Annotated in this window: 13 protein-coding genes; 10 read left to right on the top strand and 3 right to left on the bottom strand. The window is 35.0% G+C overall.

Annotated elements, in window-relative coordinates; genetic code table 11:
- Positions 1-6: 6 nt before the first annotated feature.
- Positions 7-1,410 (top strand): hypothetical protein, encoded by a 1,404-nt coding sequence (locus OSH00_RS05935; protein WP_266129662.1) that lies wholly within the window; start codon positions 7-9, stop codon positions 1,408-1,410.
- 1,254 nt (positions 1,411-2,664) lie between these two features.
- Here the strand turns inward: OSH00_RS05935 and OSH00_RS05930 are convergent.
- Positions 2,665-3,582 carry a LysR family transcriptional regulator gene (locus OSH00_RS05930; protein WP_266129661.1) on the bottom strand — a complete coding sequence of 306 codons (918 nt, stop codon included), beginning with the start codon at positions 3,580-3,582 and terminating at the stop codon, positions 2,665-2,667.
- A gap of 107 nt (positions 3,583-3,689) precedes the next feature.
- Here OSH00_RS05930 and OSH00_RS05925 point away from each other — a divergent pair, with 107 nt between their 5' ends.
- The 5 genes from OSH00_RS05925 (at position 3,690) to OSH00_RS05905 (ending at position 8,583) form a co-directional block, all read left to right on the top strand.
- A complete protein-coding gene (locus OSH00_RS05925; protein WP_266129660.1) occupies positions 3,690-4,928 on the top strand; it encodes an acyl-CoA dehydrogenase family protein in 1,239 nt (412 codons plus the stop codon).
- 123 nt (positions 4,929-5,051) lie between these two features.
- Positions 5,052-6,173 (top strand): phosphotransferase family protein, encoded by a 1,122-nt coding sequence (locus OSH00_RS05920; RefSeq protein ID WP_266129659.1) that lies wholly within the window; start codon positions 5,052-5,054, stop codon positions 6,171-6,173.
- On the top strand, positions 6,170-6,868 hold the full coding sequence (locus OSH00_RS05915) for a histidine phosphatase family protein (RefSeq protein ID WP_266129658.1): 699 nt from the start codon (positions 6,170-6,172) through the stop codon (positions 6,866-6,868). The genes OSH00_RS05920 and OSH00_RS05915 overlap by 4 nt, the downstream gene beginning before the upstream one ends.
- Before the next feature lie 41 nt (positions 6,869-6,909).
- Complete coding sequence (locus OSH00_RS05910; RefSeq protein ID WP_266129657.1) at positions 6,910-7,653, top strand: SDR family oxidoreductase; 744 nt, start codon at positions 6,910-6,912, stop codon at positions 7,651-7,653.
- Positions 7,654-7,857: 204 nt separating this feature from the next.
- On the top strand, positions 7,858-8,583 hold the full coding sequence (locus OSH00_RS05905) for an SGNH/GDSL hydrolase family protein (protein WP_266129656.1): 726 nt from the start codon (positions 7,858-7,860) through the stop codon (positions 8,581-8,583).
- Positions 8,584-8,596: 13 nt separating this feature from the next.
- Here the strand turns inward: OSH00_RS05905 and OSH00_RS05900 are convergent, their stop codons facing one another.
- Positions 8,597-8,947, bottom strand: a complete 351-nt coding sequence (locus OSH00_RS05900) for a hypothetical protein (RefSeq protein ID WP_266129655.1) — start codon at positions 8,945-8,947, stop codon at positions 8,597-8,599.
- 331 nt (positions 8,948-9,278) lie between these two features.
- Here OSH00_RS05900 and OSH00_RS05895 point away from each other — a divergent pair, with 331 nt between their 5' ends.
- Together OSH00_RS05895 and OSH00_RS05890 are read left to right on the top strand one after the other, a co-directional pair.
- Positions 9,279-9,980, top strand: a complete 702-nt coding sequence (locus OSH00_RS05895) for a hypothetical protein (protein WP_266129654.1) — start codon at positions 9,279-9,281, stop codon at positions 9,978-9,980.
- 190 nt (positions 9,981-10,170) lie between these two features.
- Positions 10,171-10,761, top strand: coding sequence for a uracil-DNA glycosylase family protein (locus OSH00_RS05890; RefSeq protein WP_266129653.1), 591 nt, complete (start codon positions 10,171-10,173; stop codon positions 10,759-10,761).
- Between the two features lie 18 nt (positions 10,762-10,779).
- On the opposite strand, the gene OSH00_RS05885 is transcribed toward OSH00_RS05890, so the two are convergent.
- Positions 10,780-11,643: a DMT family transporter gene (locus OSH00_RS05885; protein ID WP_266129852.1), complete on the bottom strand. Its 864-nt coding sequence runs from the start codon at positions 11,641-11,643 to the stop codon at positions 10,780-10,782.
- A gap of 154 nt (positions 11,644-11,797) precedes the next feature.
- On the opposite strand from OSH00_RS05885, the gene OSH00_RS05880 reads away from it, so the two are divergent.
- Together OSH00_RS05880 and OSH00_RS05875 are read left to right on the top strand one after the other, a co-directional pair.
- Positions 11,798-13,183 (top strand): aminotransferase-like domain-containing protein, encoded by a 1,386-nt coding sequence (locus OSH00_RS05880; protein ID WP_266129652.1) that lies wholly within the window; start codon positions 11,798-11,800, stop codon positions 13,181-13,183.
- A gap of 221 nt (positions 13,184-13,404) precedes the next feature.
- Positions 13,405-14,055, top strand: a complete 651-nt coding sequence (locus OSH00_RS05875; RefSeq protein ID WP_266129651.1) for a class I SAM-dependent methyltransferase — start codon at positions 13,405-13,407, stop codon at positions 14,053-14,055.
- Positions 14,056-14,089: the final 34 nt, after the last annotated feature.

The following is a 14,089-nucleotide window of genomic DNA, read 5'->3' as shown; positions in this document are numbered from 1 at the left end:
AAAAATATGTTTTATAGTCGTTTGAAATTAACAGTACAAGAACCTTTAAAGTTAAAAGATTTGACGTATAAATTTGTTGTCACAAATAACCATACCAAGAAAAAAACTATCTTTGAAGGGCGGTTTGATGAACAAGGATTAACAGGATGGACTGAAATATATAATGCAAATACTACATTGATTTATGAGGTGTATTTACGTGGAGAAATTCTTCAGAAAATTGCAGCAAAAGCTTATCCTAACCAAGAAACACACAGTACATATACCATTAAAATCACATCAGAGATTACCAAGAATGTAAAAGAAAATATAAAGGAAATCTATCTGAATGATGGAGAGGTCGCATGGTATCTGATTAAAAAAACAGAAACGATGCTGGATTGGTCAAAAAGAGTTTTTAAAAAGCCTTTGATTGCATCAGACTGGGATACGTTGAGAGCCAATAATCCACATATCGCGAATATGGCTGCGATTGTATTGTTAAGCCCAGGGCAAGTGATTGTTTTATCTAACTCGACGACAGCAAAGGAACTTACGCAATATAAAAAAGATGCTCAAGAGGCTCAAAATAATTTAGAACGAATGAAAAAAGATCAGGATTTTGATGCGACATTTTTCGCTCAAAACTATGAATTTTTTTATGATGCGTTCAATGACAGTCGAACGGAGATCACTCAGCATGATATTTTTAAAAACAATGATCATCCTTTGGTACAAAAATTTGACAATACTTCAAATGACAGTGGAGTGGCATGGGGAGCAATCACAAAAGGTGGAATTGATGGTGCATTGAGTTTTTCCAATGGTGTAGCGCAAAGGATGAATAAAATACATGGCGAATTGGCATTAAAAATGGCAGAAGAAAAAGCCAAAGGTTCTGGTTTGGCCAACCCTAAAAATTTTAAAGCCTTTAGGCAGAAGTATGCTTATCTCTATGAGGAGTTAAATAGAGAGTCGGCAAAAAGAATATTTAAATGGGATCAGTCTATTCAGACCAACAATATGCGACGAATGATCAGTCAATCTAGTCTGGCACGAGGGGCAACATACAAGGGCGGAATGAGAGAGTATGTTAAAAAAATGAGTGAGCTTGGAAAAATGAGTAAAGTTGTAAAGGGTGGAGGTCATTTATTCTTGGCATTGGATGTTTATAATGCCAGTAATGCGATTGCCAATGCCAAGCCAGATGAAAAAACCAGAACGACTGTTGTTGAAAGTTCTAAAATCGTTGGGGGCTTAGCGGGAGGAGCCGCAGGAGCTTTTATTGTGATAACTGTAGCATCAGGGGGAACATCTCTGATCGTGCTCGGTGTAGCAGCAGGAGCTTCTGCTTTGCTTGGTTGGGGAGGTAGTGAATCTTTTGGGATTGGTGCAGGGTATATATATGATCGAGTATATAAAAATAATTAATTTATTATATGAAGACGGCCTATTTATCTTATTTGTTCTTAGCTATATTTTTTTATTTCTATTTTTTATTTTTTATATAATACAATACATTTATATTTCCTATAATTTAAAAGGAATTTGTAAAATTATTTTCTATGATGAAAAATATTTTAGATTGCCATTGGAGCCTTTTAATTGTTTTTTTATTAGTTTGTTTCCAATCGTTTTTTGGAGGGAAACATTAAATATAAAAAAGGATTTTAAATTTAAAAAACTTTATGGGAAAGAGTTTTACTATCCAGTTGGTGAAAGTCAATTAAATGAAATGTTGCTGAGATATCCTAAATTTTTCTACATTCAGTATTTGATTTATTTTTGTGGTTTGTTGTCAGTGTTTTTAGTGATTATAGGGGGTGTTGTATATAAGTTTTTATAAAAATTATACCTGTGAATATGATTAAATGCATATAAATAGGGATTATGCGAGATGTGATGACGTGTTTAGTCTAGCTGCTGGAACATCAGCTTTGCTTGGTTGGGGAGTTAGTGAGGGCTCTGGAAAATTATCAGGATTTATATATGACATATCGAGTAATAATAAATGAGCCAATTCATAAATTTGTTTATTGAAAACAGGGTGTTTACTTATTCTGTACTTTACTTTTTCTTTCTGTTTCTGTTTTTTCTTTTTTATATAATACAATACATTTATATTTCTTATAATTTAAAAGGAATTTGTAGAATTATTTTTTATGATGAAAAGTATTTTAGATTCCCATTGGGAACATTTGATTGTTACTTTATAAGTTTGTTGCCCATCGTTTTTTGGAGGGAAATATTAAATATAAAGAAAAATGTTAAATTCAAAAAACTTTATGGAAAAGATTTTTATTATTTAATTGATAAGGAACAACTAAGTGAAATGTTGCTGAAATATCCTAAATTTTTCTATATACAATATATTATTTATTTTTCAGTTTTTATTTCAATAATTTTTTTAGGTATGGCATATTTTTTGATAAATTTTCCACATAAATAAAGATTATTTTTTATAGTTGTTAATATTGATTTTAAGGTGTGTTATATATAAATTTTTATTAAATGAACTTAACTCAGATTTTTTAATTCACAAGGAGCAATAGGGAGGAATGAGATAGTCTTTAAAAATGTCAGTAATGCCAAGCCAGAAGAAAAAACCAGAACGACTGTAGTTGAAAGTTCTAAAATTGTTGGGGGCTTAGGAACAGGAACTGATATAGAAATTTTATAAATAGCCTAAGCAAAAATTTTAAAAATTTCATTTCTTAGAAAAACATGCCGAGAATTTTCATTTAGTGCTTGATGCCAATACATCCCCATATTTAATACTGGTAACTCAACAGGTAGATCAAAAATATGAATACAATCTTCAATATATAGATGTGCCAAAATTTGTTTTGGGATGGTTAAAATAGCATCGGGATACTGTGCTAAAACTTGAAGGGCAGTTGAGTAATGTTGACAACGTAAAAAGATTTGTCGACTGAACTGTTCTTTATTTAAATAGATATCTTCGATTAGTACCCCTGTACGGCGTGAAGACACACCTATATGTGGAGATGAGAAATAAAGCGCTTGATTCATTTGCTTATGTTGAGTGCAAATCACAAATTGATCTTGAACCAGATTTTGATAACTAATTTTTTCAGCGTAGTTTTGTTCTAAATCAATCACAAAATCAACTTGCTGGGTGGCTAAATCAGCAACTACATTTTTACGATCTAGTTTGCTACTTAGAAATTGAATATTTAAATTTAATTTCTGAAAATGCTGAATTAACTGTGGAAAAATAATAGGTTCAATTTCATCATGCACAGCAACTTTTAATGTTTGTATTGAATGGGGATCAAACTGTTGTTTTTGTTTTGAAATATTTTGAAAAGCAAACAAAGCATTCTTCACAGTTGGATAAATCTGTTCTGCAAATGGCGTAGGCAACATTTTACTGCCTGTACGAACAAACAAATCATCTTGTAAATGTTGTCTTAATCTCTGTAAAGCATGACTCGCAGCTGATTGGGTGATACATAATATTTTTGCTGCTTTAGAAATGCTTTTTTGCTCATAGATGCTGATAAAAAGCGGATATAAATTAATATCAACATGATTAAAAATTGATATGTCTAGATGGGCATTATTATGAATCATATTCATAGTTGAGTATTGAATTAAATCATTTGGTTCATAATAGATTTTCAGCTAATGTAAAGTAAAGGGTCGTTATTCAGATAGTGATCAAAATATTTTACAGGAAGAGAAAAATGTTTGAGCTTTCAGCACGTGCAAAAGAATATGTAGAGCGGACCAAAGCGTTTATAGAAAATGAAATTGAACCTGTAGAAACTGAATTTTGGAATGAAGTCCATTCTCTTAATCAAGGCGGTGATTGGACAAAATGGCAATGGCCAGAACAATTGGAAAATCTTAAAAATAAAGCAAAAGATGCAGGGTTATGGAACATGTTTCTGCCAGATCCAGAATTGGGGGCTGGCTTGTCTGTGCAGGAATATGCTCACATTGCAGAACTGTCTGGCCGTAGTTTAATTGCACCAACCGTATTTAATTGCAATGCGCCAGATAGTGGCAATATGGAGGTTATTTGGCGTTATGGTTCTGAGCAACAAAAGCAGCAATGGCTTCAACCTTTATTGGAAGGCAAAATTCGTTCAGTATTTTGTATGACAGAACCTGCTGTTGCTTCCTCAGATGCAACGAATATGCAGGCAACTGCTGTAGTGGATGGTGATGAAATTGTCTTAAATGGTCGCAAATGGTGGTCTTCAGGTTTAGGTGACCCAAATGCCAAAATCATTATTTTTATGGCACATACACCTGATGCAAGTAAAGATCGACACCATCAACATTCGATGGTTCTGGTTCCCGTGGATACGCAAGGTGTAACGATCGAACGTATGTTACCCGTATTTGGCGATTACGATGCACCACATGGTCATGGCGAAATTAGTTTCAACAATGTCCGTGTGCCTGTCAGTCATTTTATCGGTGGAGCAGGACAAGGTTTTGAAATTGCACAAGGTCGTTTAGGACCAGGACGTATTCATCATTGCATGCGTTGTATTGGTGCTGCAGAAAAATCACTTGAATTAATGATTGATCGAGGTATGAACCGCAGTGCTTTTGGTAAAGAAATTTTAAAGTTGGGTGGGAATTTAGAGCGTGTTGCGGAAGCGCGAGTAGCAATCGATCAGGCTCGACTGTTAACTTTATACGCTGCCTATAAAATGGATACTCAGGGTAATATGGCAGCACTTACTGAAATCTCGGCCATTAAAGTCGTTGCACCCTCTGTCCTTGAAAAAGTGGTGGATATGGCGATCCAAATTCATGGGGGAATGGGCGTTTCTCGAGATACACCTTTAACTGGTTTTTTTGCTCAAGCACGAAGCTTACGTTTAGCAGATGGACCTGATGAAGTTCATAAAGGAATGATTGCAAAATTAGAATTAAAAAAACGGGGATATGGTTCAAAGAAAAAGTAACAGTTGAATGCTGACTGTTTTATCTTAAAAATGTTATACATAAAACAGTCAGTACATAAAATCAAACTCAGCTTACTATTTACATTTTTTTGATTTAAAACATACAAAATTCAGGGAAAAAGCATGTCGGTTATTGATGTTGGTGGAAAAGTACGTGAAGGTGAAGAACTAGACATTCGTGCAGTCGGCAATTGGTTGATTGAGAATGGCTCGGAAATTATAGGTCCCGTTGAAGTCACCCAGTATTCAGGTGGTGCTTCCAATTGGACCTATCGTTTAAAATATAGTAATGCAGATTTAATTTTACGTCGCCCACCTAAAGGCACAAAGGCAAAATCTGCTCATGATATGGCACGTGAATATCATGTACAGAAATGGCTCGCACCCTATTATCCAGTCTTACCTGAAATGGTTGCACTTTGCCAAGATGAATCCGTGATTGGATGTGATTTCTATGTGATGAAACGCATTGAAGGAATCATTCCCCGTGCAAAACTTCCCCCTGAACTTAATTTTAATGAACAACTGGTTCGAGAGTTGTGTACCAATGTTCTCGATAAGCTGATCGAATTACATCAAGTTCCCTTTAAGGGTACTGAATTGGAAAAACTTGGGAAAGGCGATGGTTACTGTCGTCGTCAGGTTGAAGGGTGGGATGGTCGTTATGAAAAAGCACATACCCTCAATGTGCCAAGTTTTAAATTTGTCCGTAAATGGTTGAACGAAAATATACCTGCTGACTCGACCAGTTGCGTGATTCATAATGATTGGCGTTTTGATAATGTCATTCTTGATCCACATCACCCAACACAGGTGATTGGTGTATTGGATTGGGAAATGGCAACTATTGGCGATCCTCTCATGGATTTAGGTTCTGCTTTGGCATACTGGGTTGAAGATACTGATAATCAAATTTTTAAGTCTACCCGAAGACAACCCACTCACCTTAAAGGTATGTTTAGCCGAAAACAAGTTGTGGATTATTACTTGGAAAAAACAGGATTAAAACCTGAAAATTGGACTTTCTATGAGGTCTTTGGAATTTTTCGTTTAGCAGTCATTGCGCAGCAAATTTACTATCGTTATTACCATAAGCAGACGGATAATCCAGCATTTAAAGATTTTTGGATTGTCATCCATGCTTTACATATTCGCGCTTTAAAATTGATTGGCATTCAGAAAATTGAAGCCAATGAAGTTGCCCAGAAATACATTGAGAAGTTTAAGGAAATTTTAGGGAAATGACCACAATCTATTTGGTACGTCACGGGCAAGCATCATTTGGTGCTGAAAGTTACGATAAATTGTCCCCAAATGGTGAATTACAGGCAAAGTTATTGGGTCAATATCTCGATAAAATTTTGAAAGAAGCACCTTATGTCGTTGCAGGCTCAATGCAAAGGCATCAACAAACAGCTCACTTTGCTTTGGCTGAAAGTTTTGCAGATGTGGCAGTTGTCACTGACCACAATTGGAATGAGTTTAACCATCAACAGGTCTTTGCTCAATATGATCCTCGATTCAATGAACCACATTTACTCAAACAAGATGTGGCTAGAGAAAAAAGTCCTCGTGCTTACTTAGCCCAGATTTTTGAAGGCGCCATTAATCGTTGGACAGGGGGTGAATATCATCATGAATATGATGAATCCTGGCCAGATTTTAAAAACCGTGTTGAAGGTGCACTACAAAATCTGTGTGATGATTTAGCTAAAAGCAAACCTCGTTATGCAATTGTTTTTACCTCTGGTGGCGTAATTTCAGTTGTTGCAGGCAAACTTTTGGATTTGAGCCCTAACAAAACTTTCGCACTCAATTGGGCAATTGCCAATACCAGTCTGACCACGTTACGTTTGGTGGGGAATGAACCGCAATTGCTCAGTTTAAATGAACATCATTTTATTAAGGTTGAAGATCCACAGTTATTGACTTGGATTTAAGCTCACACTTAGAAATATAAAAATTGTTGAAGGAATCTATCATGGCAAAAACGATTTTAATCACTGGCGCAAGTTCTGGAATTGGTGCAGGAATGGCACGAGAATTTGCGCAAAAAGGGTATAATTTAGCGATATGTGCCCGTCGTATAGAAAGGCTTGAAAGTTTAAAGCAAGAGCTGGAGTCTAAATATGGTGTTAAAGTGATTACAAAAATATTGGATGTGACCAATTATGAACAGGTCTTTCAGGTATTTCGTGAATTTAAACAGGATTTTGGAACATTGGATCGAATTATTGTCAATGCAGGTGTTGGTGAAGGACGACGCATTGGAAATGGTAAATTCGAAATTAACCGGGCAACTGTTGAAACCAATTTCATATCAGCATTGGCCCAATGTGAGGTGGCTGTCGAGATTTTTCGTGAACAAACGTTTGGGCACTTGGTGGTGATTTCTTCAATGAGTGCTATTCGTGGTATGCCTAAACATTTGACTGCCTATGGCGCGAGTAAAGCAGGTGTAGCTGCCTTGGCAGAAGGAATTCGTGCTGAATTAATAGATACTCAAATTAAAGTATCGACGATTTTCCCTGGCTATATCCGCACTGAAATCAATGAAGGTGCCAAAAAACTTCCTTTTGAAGTTGATGTGGAAACCGGATCACATTTATTGGTGAAAGCCATAGAAAAACAACCAGTTAAGGCTTATGTTCCACAATGGCCATGGTTACCTATAGGACTCGCAATGAAAGTATTGCCATTAAAATTGGTGAATAAATTAGGTTGATACATTTCATTTATATGTAGACTCGCATTTGATCTGTAAAAGACCCGACAGGGTCTTTTGGATTTATTAGCAAAACAAAATCTATAGACCATCACAGTGAGCATACATTGACTTACTTTCTGAACGATGTGAACAATCAAGACCAATTTAAATTACCTTTGACTCTGACGAATCTTAAACCTGTTGAATTTATTGGGTATTCTTATGTTTTTAAAATTTTCAACACTTGTCTTGGTACCTGCTCTACTTATTCAGGGTTATCGAGTCAAGAAAAATACACCAAGATTACCTGAAGCCAAAGGAATTCGTCATGGCGTTTTGGGCAATGGTCAAGCTTTATCGGTTTTAATTTTAGGCGATTCAGCCGCAGCAGGCGTCGGTGTTGAAAATCAACAACAAGCATTGCTGGGATCAATTTTAAATGAGCTTTGTACAGATTTCGAAGTGACATATCTACTTGAAGCAAGGACAGGTGATACCACTTTGCAAGTTTTGGAAAGAACGCAACAATTACCCAACCAAAAATTTGATGTTGTAATTACATCAGTTGGCGTCAATGATGTGACAAAACTACGTTCCCCCAAAAAATGGATACAACAGCAAAAACAGTTTTATGCCACCATTGAGTCTAAATTTGCGCCACAATTGATTTTGGTTACTGGTGTACCGCCAATGAATTTATTTCCAGCTTTGCCAAATCCATTGGCGTGGTTGTTTGGACAATATTCAGGTGCAATGAATAAGAAATTAGCCCAATTTATTGAAAATAATGAAAAATATAAATTGATTCATTTTGATTTAGCGCATTTTAATACATTAAATCTGCAAATGGCGAGTGATGGATTCCATCCCAGTCAAGACATCTATCAACTTTGGGCAAAAGAGGTTACATCACGTATTTTTACCAAATTTAAGTCCGCAATGTGTTAAAAACTCCAGAAGTTTAAGGACATTGAATATTTTCCTTTTCTTTATAATAACTTAAAGCAATGTCTAAATCTGAAAGCAATTTCGCTTCAGTATAATTTTCTGGATTCAGTTTAAGCAAACTTGGCATGTAATTCGATTTATATTCCTTAGGATAATCTACACATACAATTCTTTTTTTATCATCTAATGTCGTATTTGGATCATCCAACTGATCGAGATATTTACTAATCATTTCATCTGATTGTTCAAATTGTGCTGTCACAGTAGGGCGATCGGTTTGTTTATACGTGTTCTGATCCGGTGTTTTGCTGCAAGCAGTAACAACAAAGATCAACGATAGTGTGATAACGAGTTTACTGTTCATAATATATTGATTTTTAATGTGAATAAAAAATTATTGATAAATATTGAGTTAAGTTGCCTTTCGACAATTCTTTAAAAACCTAACTATTAAATAAATTATCAATTTGTGCAATGATTTTTATTACCATAACTTGAAAAAGTTACAAATTCAAGTGTTTTACATATTTTATTAGAAATTTCATCTTATGAAAGTGTGACGGGTTAAATTGATTTGATTTATATGAGGTTGAATTTTACCCAAAAGCATCATTGATGAAGAAATCTCTAAGCAAAAGTTTATTTTTGAGTTAATTATGCGTATGGTATTCCCCAAAAGACAGAGGGGATATTTCATGAAAAAATTAATGATGATTGCTTTAACAACTTTAGCATCAAGTCTTTCTTTTGCAGAAAATTTACAATGCGAAAAAAGCTATGAAATTTTTAAGCAGCAAGGTGATAAAGAAATTGAAATCTTAAAAAATGGCACACTTGATGACATCATTCATTATTATGATCAGATTGAATATGATCGTAAACTCAAGCCTAATCATCAAGGGCAAACCTTTTCATCCGGTGAGTGGATCAGTGATGCTAAATATAGAGAAGATGTAAAAATTCAACAGGATTTAGCTAAAGATGATTCTTATAAAAATATTGATTTTTCATTGCTAAAACCAAAGTTAAACTATATCTCTAGCGTTGGGGAAGTTTGTGTGGTTCCAATGCGATCTCAAGATGAAATGTTTAAAAAAAATATGCAGACCCAAGCAGATGTTATCTTTGTTCGTGATCTTAAAACCAATGACTGGAGAAGATTTATTTATCTAGGGATTGAAGATAAAAAGGATTTTAATGAATTTTTTCCAGATTTCCCAAAGAATATAAAACTATCTAAGACATTGATCAATAATAAAGATTTTGCAGAAAGTGCTTCTGAATTTGCAATATTAATGTTAGAAGAAATGGGGGCTGAAATTACGCCCGAACTAAAAGAAGCAGTAGAAGCTCAATCTGAGCCTTTCAAAGTTAAGTTAAAAGCGAATGGTTATTGAGCTTTAATGTATTTGCTAATGTTAGACCTAAACCACTCATAAGAGTGGTTTCTTATATTTTATAAGGTCTACAAAAAACGATAAACAATTTATTTATGCTTGTCTTCTCACATAAACCCCATAAATTGACATTTATGCTGCACAGCAAAAATGCTAAGATAGCCATATAATTTTAATTATTTATCTATAAATGTCTGAATCTAGTATAGAAACCCATCCACTTAAACCATTTTTACCATCAAATGCTAAACTGTTGATGTTGGGTAGCTTTCCACCACCCAAAGAACGTTGGAAAATGGACTTCTATTATCCCAACTATCAAAATGATATGTGGCGTATTTTTGGGCTTATTTTCTTTGAAAATAAAGATCACTTTTTAGATTTACCTAACAAAAATTTTAAAGAGCCTTTGATTCGTAATTTTTTAGTTGAAAAGGGAATTGCGATTTTTGACACAGCTTATCAAGTGATTCGTTTGAAAGGCAATGCTTCCGATAAATTTTTACAGATTGAAACTCCGACAGATTTATCTCAACTTTTGCTACAAATTCCTGAATGTCACAACATTATGACAACAGGAGATAAAGCAACGGACACATTGATGTTATCAATGTCAGCGGAAACTGAAAAACCTCAGATTGGGCTTTCTTCAAATGTGCAGTATTGTGGTAGAGAGTTAACTTTATATCGGATGCCGTCTTCATCCAGAGCTTATCCTTTGGCATTGGACAAAAAAGCTGAAGCCTATAAAAGCTTATTTAAAGAAACAGGCTTACTTTAAGTAAGCTTGATATCATTTTTATGCAAAGCGTTTTGCCATCGCTACACAGATCACAACGGCGAAGCATACGATGACCATTGCAATGCTCACATGCTCCCCCAACAATAGTGCGGCAAGCATCAAACCTATAAAAGGTTGTACCAATTGGATTTGTCCCACTGTTGCAATTCCGCCTAGAGCTAGGCCTTTGTACCAGAAAATAAAACCAATCAGCATACTAAATAAGGAAACATAGATTAAGCCCAATGTTTCTGGCCAGTGAATGTTCTCAAAGCTAGTAGGTAAATAATATAGACTGCCAACCAGCATCAATGGTAAAGATACAACCAATGCCCAGCAAATCACTTGCCATCCACCCAATTCTCTAGAAAGTTTACCACCTTCAGCATAACCTAATCCGCAGGTGATAATTGATGCCAGCATATAGAGATCACCCAAACTAAAACTTAAATTACGATTTTCATAAAACATAAACCCAATCACAATGGCGCTGCCAATAAGGGCAAATAACCAGAATTGCAGAGCAGGTCTTTCATTGCCGCGTATTACAGCAAATATGGCTGTAGATAAGGGAAGCAATCCAACAAATACAATCGCATGTGCTGAGGATACTGTTTGCAGTGCGAGTGCTGTAAATAATGGAAATCCAATCACCACACCAAAAGCAACAATGATTAAAGATTTAAATTGTGCAAAATTGGGCTTGGTTTGGCGTAAAAGCAAAAGACAAAGTAATCCAATTACACCCGCAATTGCAGCACGGGCTGTGGTTAAAAATTCTGGACTAAATCCCATAACCGCAATACGTGTAGCAGGTAAAGATCCAGCGAAAATTGCAACGCCGATAAAGCCATTGATCCAGCCAATATTTGTTTTATCCATCATAAATCGCTCACTAAGTTTATGATGATTTAACGCTGATTTAATCTATAAACCCATAGACACTACGATACAATTTTAAAAAACTGTTATGCTATTTAAAGCAGTACAGTTTTAAGAGTATTGAATATAAATCTATCAATTACATGGTTACTCAATGGCTAAAACCAAAATAGAACAAACCATTCAAATTATTAAAGATCAAATTTCCAATAAAAGTTTGATAGCAGGTTCACGTCTGCCATCTGTACGACAGCTTGCAGCTCAACTCAATTGTTCTGTTTCAACTATTGTAGAAGCTTATGCAAGACTGGTTGCGGAAGGTATTTTGGAATCACGTCTTGGCTCAGGTTATTATGTGCTGGGGAAAACAGATGAGATTTTATTTGTAGAACCTGAAACGCAATACCAACGTGAAATAGATCCTTTATGGATTTCAAGGCAATCCCTTGAGGCAAAAAATGAAGTGCTCAAACCAGGTTGTGGTTGGTTGCCAACCAGTTGGATGCCTGAACATTCTGTACGTAAGGCTTTAAAACAGGCGGCAAAGTCTGATGCAGTGATGTTAATTGATTATGCGATACCTCATGGACACCTTGAATTACGTAAACTCATCGCAAGGAAAAAGGAACTTTATCAACTAAAATCTCAACTGAATCAAATTATGATTACAGATTCAGCAACACAATCAATTGATCTTATTTTCAGATACCTACTGACAGCAGGTGATGTAATTTTAATTGATGATCCTTGCTATTTTAACTTTCGAGCTTTAATTAAAGCACATCATCTCAAAGCAGTTGCTATTCCGTTTACAAAAAATGGTCCAGATGTAGAAAAATTTGAACAAGCATTGAGACTAAAACCTAAAATATATTTAACCAACTCAGGTATACACAATCCAACAGGTACTGTGATTTCATTACAAACGGTGTATCAAATTTCAAAGTTAGTAGAACAAACAGATCTGATGATTATTGAAGATGAAATTTTTGCAGATTTTGAATATACACCCGCACCAAGATATGCGTCGTTTACAGGATTTAAACATGTCATTCAAATTGGCAGTTTTACTAAAACACTTTCAGCAGCAGTCCGTTGTGGTTATATCATTGCTGACCCGAAATTGGTTGAAAGCTTAATCGATCTTAGAATCGCCACTAATTTTAGTCATAGTTTTTTAAATGCAGAAATTATTTATCAGGCACTGATGGACAGCAGTTATCCAAAGCATTTAGATTGGCTTAAGAAACAGTTGCTTAAATTAACTAATGAGATGATTCCGAAATTATCCCGATTGGGAATACGACCATGGATCATTCCTACTGCTGGGATTTTTCTATGGTGTACCTTACCCAAAGGCATACAAGCGGCTGAACTTTCCAAGCTTTGTTTAAAGTATGGTGTAATTCTGGCACCAGGAAATTCATTTAGTCAGATGGATGAAGCAGGGCAATTTATGCGTTTTAATGTCACTCAATGTGTAGATAAAAGAGTTTTTGATACTTTAGAAATGGCAATCCAACAATTAAAAACTCACTAAGCTAAAAGTTAAACTTTGAATAATGAACCATAAGTTTTAACTCATGCTGTTCATATTAAACAGTTGATTTCATAGTGGCATCAGGCTGAATAAATAACTTCGAAAATTTTGAATCGCTTGGATAAGAACTATTACAAACTTTTATTGAATCATTTTCCCTATTGCTAAAAAATATGTCTAAATAACATGCAATTGTTGGTTGTTTTTAAGGAAAAAGGACAATGAATATTCAGGATGTTAGCAGTCCAATTGATTTAAGAAATCCGCAAGATGCTTTACGATGGGCTGAAGAGGTCAATCAGAAACGCCCATGGAGATATGAGTTTTTTGATTATTATGTCAATCTTATTCAGAACTTATACAAAGAAAAGCAGTTTAAAGGTCAGCAAGAGTCAGGCTTTCATGTTTTAGAAATTGGTTCAGGTCCAGGCTTCTTTGCAAAGCATTTATTAAGTCAGTGCCCAGATATTTTATATACTGCTTTGGACTTTTCAGAACCCATGCATGAGCTTTCTAAAAGTAGGCTATCTGCAGCTGAGTTGGCCAGAGCAGAATATCTGATACAGGATTTTAAGCAAGATGACTGGAACAATTCACTGGGTAAATTCGACGCGGTGATTATCCATCAGGCTTTACATGAATTACGTCACAAACAATATGCCAGCCAGTTTCATCAACAAATTAAAAAACTATTAAAGTATGATGCAATTTATCTGGTCTGTGATCATATCTTTGCTGAGGAAGCTATGCAGAACAATGAACTGTATATGTCTAAACATGAGCATTTTCAATGTATAAAACAAGCAGGATATACGGATATCGAACTGGTCAAAGAGATTAAAGGGCTGTGTTTGTTTGAATGTTATTTATAAAATTACTCATTTTATTAAATAAAGCATATCAATT

This window comes from Acinetobacter nematophilus (assembly GCF_026344175.1).
Classification (GTDB): domain Bacteria; phylum Pseudomonadota; class Gammaproteobacteria; order Pseudomonadales; family Moraxellaceae; genus Acinetobacter; species Acinetobacter nematophilus.
Note: the sequence above shows the minus strand (reverse complement) of the source record. Positions and strands in the feature narration are given on the sequence as shown.

Bases quoted from the DNA above. Each gene is read 5' to 3' on its own strand.
- OSH00_RS05880 (WP_266129652.1), top strand. From the start codon at position 11,798: ATGGCTAAAACCAAAATAGAACAAACCATTCAAATTATTAAAGATCAA.
- OSH00_RS05895 (WP_266129654.1), top strand. From the start codon at position 9,279: ATGAAAAAATTAATGATGATTGCTTTAACAACTTTAGCATCAAGTCTT.
- OSH00_RS05900 (WP_266129655.1), bottom strand. From the start codon at position 8,947: ATGAACAGTAAACTCGTTATCACACTATCGTTGATCTTTGTTGTTACT.
- OSH00_RS05920 (WP_266129659.1), top strand. From the start codon at position 5,052: ATGTCGGTTATTGATGTTGGTGGAAAAGTACGTGAAGGTGAAGAACTA.
- OSH00_RS05910 (WP_266129657.1), top strand. From the start codon at position 6,910: ATGGCAAAAACGATTTTAATCACTGGCGCAAGTTCTGGAATTGGTGCA.
- OSH00_RS05915 (WP_266129658.1), top strand. From the start codon at position 6,170: ATGACCACAATCTATTTGGTACGTCACGGGCAAGCATCATTTGGTGCT.
- OSH00_RS05925 (WP_266129660.1), top strand. From the start codon at position 3,690: ATGTTTGAGCTTTCAGCACGTGCAAAAGAATATGTAGAGCGGACCAAA.
- OSH00_RS05885 (WP_266129852.1), bottom strand. From the start codon at position 11,643: ATGGATAAAACAAATATTGGCTGGATCAATGGCTTTATCGGCGTTGCA.
- OSH00_RS05890 (WP_266129653.1), top strand. From the start codon at position 10,171: ATGTCTGAATCTAGTATAGAAACCCATCCACTTAAACCATTTTTACCA.
- OSH00_RS05935 (WP_266129662.1), top strand. From the start codon at position 7: ATGTTTTATAGTCGTTTGAAATTAACAGTACAAGAACCTTTAAAGTTA.
- OSH00_RS05875 (WP_266129651.1), top strand. From the start codon at position 13,405: ATGAATATTCAGGATGTTAGCAGTCCAATTGATTTAAGAAATCCGCAA.
- OSH00_RS05930 (WP_266129661.1), bottom strand. From the start codon at position 3,582: ATGAATATGATTCATAATAATGCCCATCTAGACATATCAATTTTTAAT.
- OSH00_RS05905 (WP_266129656.1), top strand. From the start codon at position 7,858: ATGTTTTTAAAATTTTCAACACTTGTCTTGGTACCTGCTCTACTTATT.